Below are 4,966 nucleotides of genomic sequence, written 5' to 3' on the forward strand. Positions count from 1 at the left end.
GTATCAAAGCCCTGTTTTCGTCACTTCACAGCTCCATCGTCGGCCCTTGCCGCTGTTTCTGCCTTGAGCGTTCCAGCTCCAGCGTTTTCTGGTGCTGCACCGCGCGCTCCTGCTGCCGGTGTGCCTCAATCGCGCTCAGCCTTTCGACAACCGGCGCAGCTGCTCGCTCAAACTCTGCACCTGCCTGCTCAAACTCGATACGCGCTCGCTCAGCGCCGCGTTCTCCCGTTGCATAAGACCAGACATCGTCCGCCATTCCGCGAAGGCGTTCTCCCACTCGCCCAGCCTTTTCGAGTAGTCCTGCTGTAGCTGCTCTAATGCGCTCAGCAACTGTTTTTCCAGCTCCGTCATGTGCTATTTCCCCGCCAGTATCATCCAGCTCGAATCCTCGCCGTATCGTCCCGCCTCCGTGTTCACCTTCACGCAGCGTCGCCCCGCCTCCCCGCATGTCGACAGTTGCACACCGCTGTTCTTCTCCGACAGCATGGCCTGCGTGGCCTTCTGCTCCCGGAGGGTCTCGTAGTTGTCGACTATCTGCTGCCCCTGCCACCACAGCACGCTCCCGCTCGTCCCTATCAGCAGCACCGAGACCAGGGTGATCGTGAGCCACGTCCGCCCTACCATACGCAGCACGCTCAGCCGGTTCGACTGCATGGCGGCGTTCATCCCCTGTTCGTGAGCGCTGATAGCGTTGCTGATTCGCTTCGCGCTGGCGTTCAATTCCGCTTTTACACACTGTTCGTGCTCGCTGAATGCGGCTTTCAGCATCTCGCCGGTACTCTGCTGCTGCGCTTTCGATTTCTGCTCTAAGTCCTTCGCCAGCGTTAAAAGACTGTTCATAGATGGCTCCCTTCAATCGGATGTTTCGCCCCCCGTCCGGGTCGGCAATGCTGATGCTGCTTTTCGTCGTGCGCACCACCTCAAAACCAGCAAGTTCCAGCGCCTCAGTCACGTCCTGACGCGTTTTCAGCTCCCCGGTCGAGGCTAACGCCAGTAAACCCCGCGTAATCGCCTGAGCGGCTTCCTGCTTCGCTTCCGGCAGCGCGGACGGCGTCACCAGCGCACGCCGGTTTTCCGGCGCGTTCGGATCGTGCAGCCCCAGCCTGCCGTTCACGATCGTCTGCCAGGCATCGATGCGCGGACGGTCGGCCCGGTCGTAATACGGCTGGAGCCGTTTGCCGGTCAGCAGCTCCGTGTTCGGGATCAGGAAATTCAGCTCCAGCCGCCCTTTGTCCTGGTGCTCAACCCACAGCACGCTGTACTGGTCTTTATCGAGTCCGGGCATCAGAACCCGCTCGAAGCTCGCCATCAGTTTTTCACGCTGACCCGTGGGTAAGTCCTGCTCGGCAAACGACAGCACCCCGGAGGTGTATTTTTTGGCATAGGGCGAGGCGTCGATAAGCTCCCGGACTTCTTCCGGCTTCCCCTGCAGAACGCTGGCGCCTTCGCGCTGCCGATCTTTCCCCAGCAGATAATCCACCGGCCCCGCTCCGCCCCCGCGCCCTCGCGGGTGAAACTTAACGATCATCGTCTGCCCCCTTTTCCAGCACCGCGTGCCGCAGCCGCTCGAGTCCTGCATCGATGGCCATCAGCGCGGCGATAACCTGCACCCGGTCATGTCCGGTACCGCCACTCCCGTTAACCTGCCGGGCAATCTGGTTGAGGTTGTTCCCCATGCCGGCAAGCTGACGAAGCAGCGCCGGCGAGATCGACGGAAGTTTACCTACACGCGCTGGCTTCTCGTCCAGGCACGTCTGGCGCATCCAGGCTGCGAGCTGTTTACCCTCGCAGCGCTCCAGCAGACGCCGGTGCTCATCTTCCGTTACCCACATCGTGAGCATCTTGCTGCGTTTATCTGCCAATCCAGCCTCCTGATAACGCCGGGACGGGCGGGAAATGCTTTCCCGGGCGGCGCGGTGTTGGACAAGCCGCAGGCGCGTCAGTGGTTTTAGCGGGTTTCGGGGCGCAGCCCTGAACCAGTCACGTAGCGCTAGCGGAGTGTATACTGGCTTAATATGGTAAAGCGGAGTGGTAGTTCAGGAAAGTGCATTATGCGGCTGGTGTGATATGTGACTCAGGAGTGGCCGCAATACGATATACGGACAGATGAAATGACGCCTCCTCGCTCATTCGCTCACTACGTTCGGTCATGATACTGCGGCGGGCGTTGCGGATTAACAGGAAAGGGCTTTGATGGTAGGAGCGCTCAAATCAGAAGGAGCTAGGAAAAGGATGCGGTATTGCCGTTTTTCCATAGGCTCCGCCCCCCTGACAAGCATCACGAAATCAGACGCTCAAATCAGTGGTGGCGAAACCCGACAGGACTATAAAGATCCCAGGCGTTTCCCCCTGGTAGCTCCCTCGTGCGCTCTCCTGTTCCTGCCTTTCGGTTACCGGTGTCATTCCGCTGTTATGGCCGCGTTTGTCTCATTCCACGCCTGACACTCAGTTCCGGGTAGGCAGTTCGCTCCAAGCTGGACTGTATGCACGAACCCCCCGTTCAGTCCGACCGCTGCGCCTTATCCGGTAACTTTCGACTTGAGTCCAATCCGGATAGGCACGACTTAACGCCACTGGCAGCAGCCAACGGTAAGAGGATGTACAAGAGATTACTAACGCAGAGTTCTTGAAGTATCAGCCCAACTACGGCTAAACTGGAAGGACGAATTTGGTGGCAGTGGTCTTGTACACCCTGTTACCACGGTTCATAAACTTGCCGGTTTAATGAACCTTCGAAAAACCACCTTGCCGGGTGGTTTTTTCGTTTTCAAAGAAGATACGCGTTTACTCTTCGCCTCGTCAATGAAGGGTCGCATTAATTCTGCGACTTGCGCATCTCTTCTACAATACAGTACAGTTACTATGAAGTTGACGTATCCGTCACCTCATATGCTTTGTACTAACTCACGAAAAAACGGAAATAATATGTTAGCTCACGTGGTCGAACTTAAAAAAGCGACGGAACCATGCTCTTCTGGCACAGCCGGAGCATTTCGCCAGCGCGTGAAAGCAAGACGAGCAGAGCAAGGCCGATCAAACCAACAGCCTGAAAAACTCTACGGCGTACTGGTAGGCTAAATGAGCCGGTTAAACCCGGCTCATTGGTAGATACAGAGCGAAATTTTTACTTGTCCCAAACAAGTTGTCCTCGCTAAATCCATAATCATTTATAGCTATCTCTCTGACTTTGCTATTTGGCTCATAGATGGCTGTGTACTCGCTTCCCATCGCATTCGCGACAGTAACAACATACGTAACAGAAATATCCAGTGCATATCCTGAAAGCGCCGTGTCATAAGGGGCTGATTCAAGGTAATGCAGCTTGGTTACCACTTTACTATCAGAAACCCCACCACCAATCAGAGCGCATAGCTTACCTTCTGATTTAATGGCACAGACGAATGCGCTAGGGTTTTTCAAATAGCCGTTATAGAGCTTAACCCAGTCCCATCCACCATTAGGTGGTAGTCTTGCAACACCGTTAGGATCAACAGCCCCAATCCATCTCTTTGACATTTCCACGTCACTTAAAGATGCAATTTCTAAACTCCAATCCAAACTTTTAAGTTCATCAAACGCCCCCACTACTTCTGACGCAGCAACATCATATCTCTGCTTATATCGGTGACGAACAGCTTTCATGTCGTTCATTCCCACTCAGCCCCCACTTCCTGCATCCTAGAAAATAGAGCGTTGTAACGCTCATCTCTTGCCCATCCGTTTGATTCATATGATTTTTTAATTACGCAAAGTGGATTCAACATGATTACATAATGAAACTCACCAGAAGTACCAGGCTTCGTTGATATCAGTCCCAGCTCCCGTAACTTTTTCATTCTTCCTAGCCAAGTAGTCACCGCTCGCTGCCCACTAAACCCTGACTCAAATGCCAGAGCATCTTTATCCCTAATCTCGACGAATCCCTCGTCAAAAACCCGACACCATAAACTGAGGTATGTCTGTGATACAGGAGATCCAGCGCCAGCAAGGTAATCTATTATCCTATTGATATAATTCAATGTTCTTGGGATCGTTGTAAATCCATCGTGTTCTTTCCTGTTCCATATATTCAGTTCGGAAAGCTCATCCCCCCAAAGCTCTTTTATTAGACTTTCTCTTCTTTTTGATAGAGAGCGCCTACCTACTTGTTTTGCCTTCTCTGACATTTATCCCCCAAAAGTCAATTCAACATGAAACTATTATCAATAAAAAAACTATTATATTCAATGAGTTATGTGTAATAACACAAAAACCAAGCACATCATTAACCAACATCTCATTTGATATTATTCTTGTTTTTTGTCAATACAAACATTGAGATGTAATATTCTCTACATTTATGGTTTTATTTTTCAATTACTTACACATCATTTTGTACTCGCTGTCCTCGGTGTGCTCGAATGTAATCGTTGTGCTCGCTGTGCTGAATGGGGTTCTTAGGGGGTCTAAGGGGGGGAAGGGGTATTCTGAATGCGCATGAAAAAACCCACATAAGCGGGCTTCGTCTTGTTAAATGATTCCTCGATGTCGTAGTTCGGCTTCAATAGCATCACAGGAATCACGCAAAATCTTCGTGTTGTAGTACCTGCCCATCTTTCTTCGGATAATATCGTCAAGTAAGGCATTGTTACGGTCTAACGTTTTGAGTAGGTATAGGGTTTCTCTATCCATCTTAGGATCTCCATTTTTTTGTTGATGAGCTTATTGCTCACCAGTATTTATTCCGTCTGCAAATTTCCTACTCAGAATGGCGTCAAAACTCGAGTTTTAGCTTACACCTCAGAAACCATTTACCATAACATCCCTTCCGCGCACCGCTAAAAACGACTCGCGGCGTTTCCGGTGTCTACAGGATGAAACGGAGAGGAAACACCCCAGAAAACCACCGGAAACGCGCCTGATAAAGTTTAGCCTGATGCATACCTATGCAGCCAGGTGAATGCGCACCGGTTACGCAGAAAACAGG

Annotated in this window: 6 protein-coding genes and 1 pseudogene; 1 reads left to right on the forward strand and 6 read right to left on the reverse strand. The window is 51.8% G+C overall.

Features of this window, described 5'->3' with window-relative positions:
* Positions 1 to 135: 135 nt before the first annotated feature.
* The 4 genes and pseudogenes from ACIOG0_RS22030 to ACIOG0_RS22045 all read right to left on the reverse strand — a co-directional run bounded on the left by ACIOG0_RS22030 (position 136) and on the right by ACIOG0_RS22045 (position 1,841).
* Entirely contained in the window at positions 136 to 351 is a 216-nt protein-coding gene (locus ACIOG0_RS22030; protein ID WP_129941602.1) for an MbeD family mobilization/exclusion protein, read from the reverse strand.
* A gap of 3 nt (positions 352 to 354) precedes the next feature.
* On the reverse strand, positions 355 to 840 hold the full coding sequence (locus ACIOG0_RS22035; RefSeq protein ID WP_225372668.1) for an MbeB family mobilization protein: 486 nt from the start codon (positions 838 to 840) through the stop codon (positions 355 to 357).
* Between the two features lie 322 nt (positions 841 to 1,162).
* A pseudogene (locus ACIOG0_RS22040) lies at positions 1,163 to 1,579 on the reverse strand (relaxase/mobilization nuclease domain-containing protein); the annotation flags it as partial.
* Positions 1,518 to 1,841, reverse strand: coding sequence for a MobC family plasmid mobilization relaxosome protein (locus ACIOG0_RS22045; protein ID WP_207212943.1), 324 nt, complete (start codon positions 1,839 to 1,841; stop codon positions 1,518 to 1,520). The pseudogene ACIOG0_RS22040 and the gene ACIOG0_RS22045, both read right to left, overlap by 62 nt.
* Positions 1,842 to 2,925: 1,084 nt before the next feature.
* On the opposite strand from ACIOG0_RS22045, the gene ACIOG0_RS22050 reads away from it, so the two are divergent.
* On the forward strand, positions 2,926 to 3,078 hold the full coding sequence (locus tag ACIOG0_RS22050; protein ID WP_023351545.1) for a hypothetical protein: 153 nt from the start codon (positions 2,926 to 2,928) through the stop codon (positions 3,076 to 3,078).
* 9 nt (positions 3,079 to 3,087) lie between these two features.
* Here ACIOG0_RS22050 and ACIOG0_RS22055 read toward each other — a convergent pair whose 3' ends face one another.
* Both ACIOG0_RS22055 and ACIOG0_RS22060 read right to left on the reverse strand, forming a co-directional pair.
* Positions 3,088 to 3,642: a hypothetical protein gene (locus ACIOG0_RS22055; protein WP_404705061.1), complete on the reverse strand. Its 555-nt coding sequence runs from the start codon at positions 3,640 to 3,642 to the stop codon at positions 3,088 to 3,090.
* Between the two features lie 5 nt (positions 3,643 to 3,647).
* Positions 3,648 to 4,166 (reverse strand): hypothetical protein, encoded by a 519-nt coding sequence (locus ACIOG0_RS22060; protein ID WP_404705062.1) that lies wholly within the window; start codon positions 4,164 to 4,166, stop codon positions 3,648 to 3,650.
* Positions 4,167 to 4,966 lie beyond the last annotated feature (800 nt).

It is taken from the genome of Yersinia vastinensis (genome assembly GCF_044905075.1).
GTDB classification, from domain to species: Bacteria; Pseudomonadota; Gammaproteobacteria; order Enterobacterales; family Enterobacteriaceae; genus Yersinia; species Yersinia vastinensis.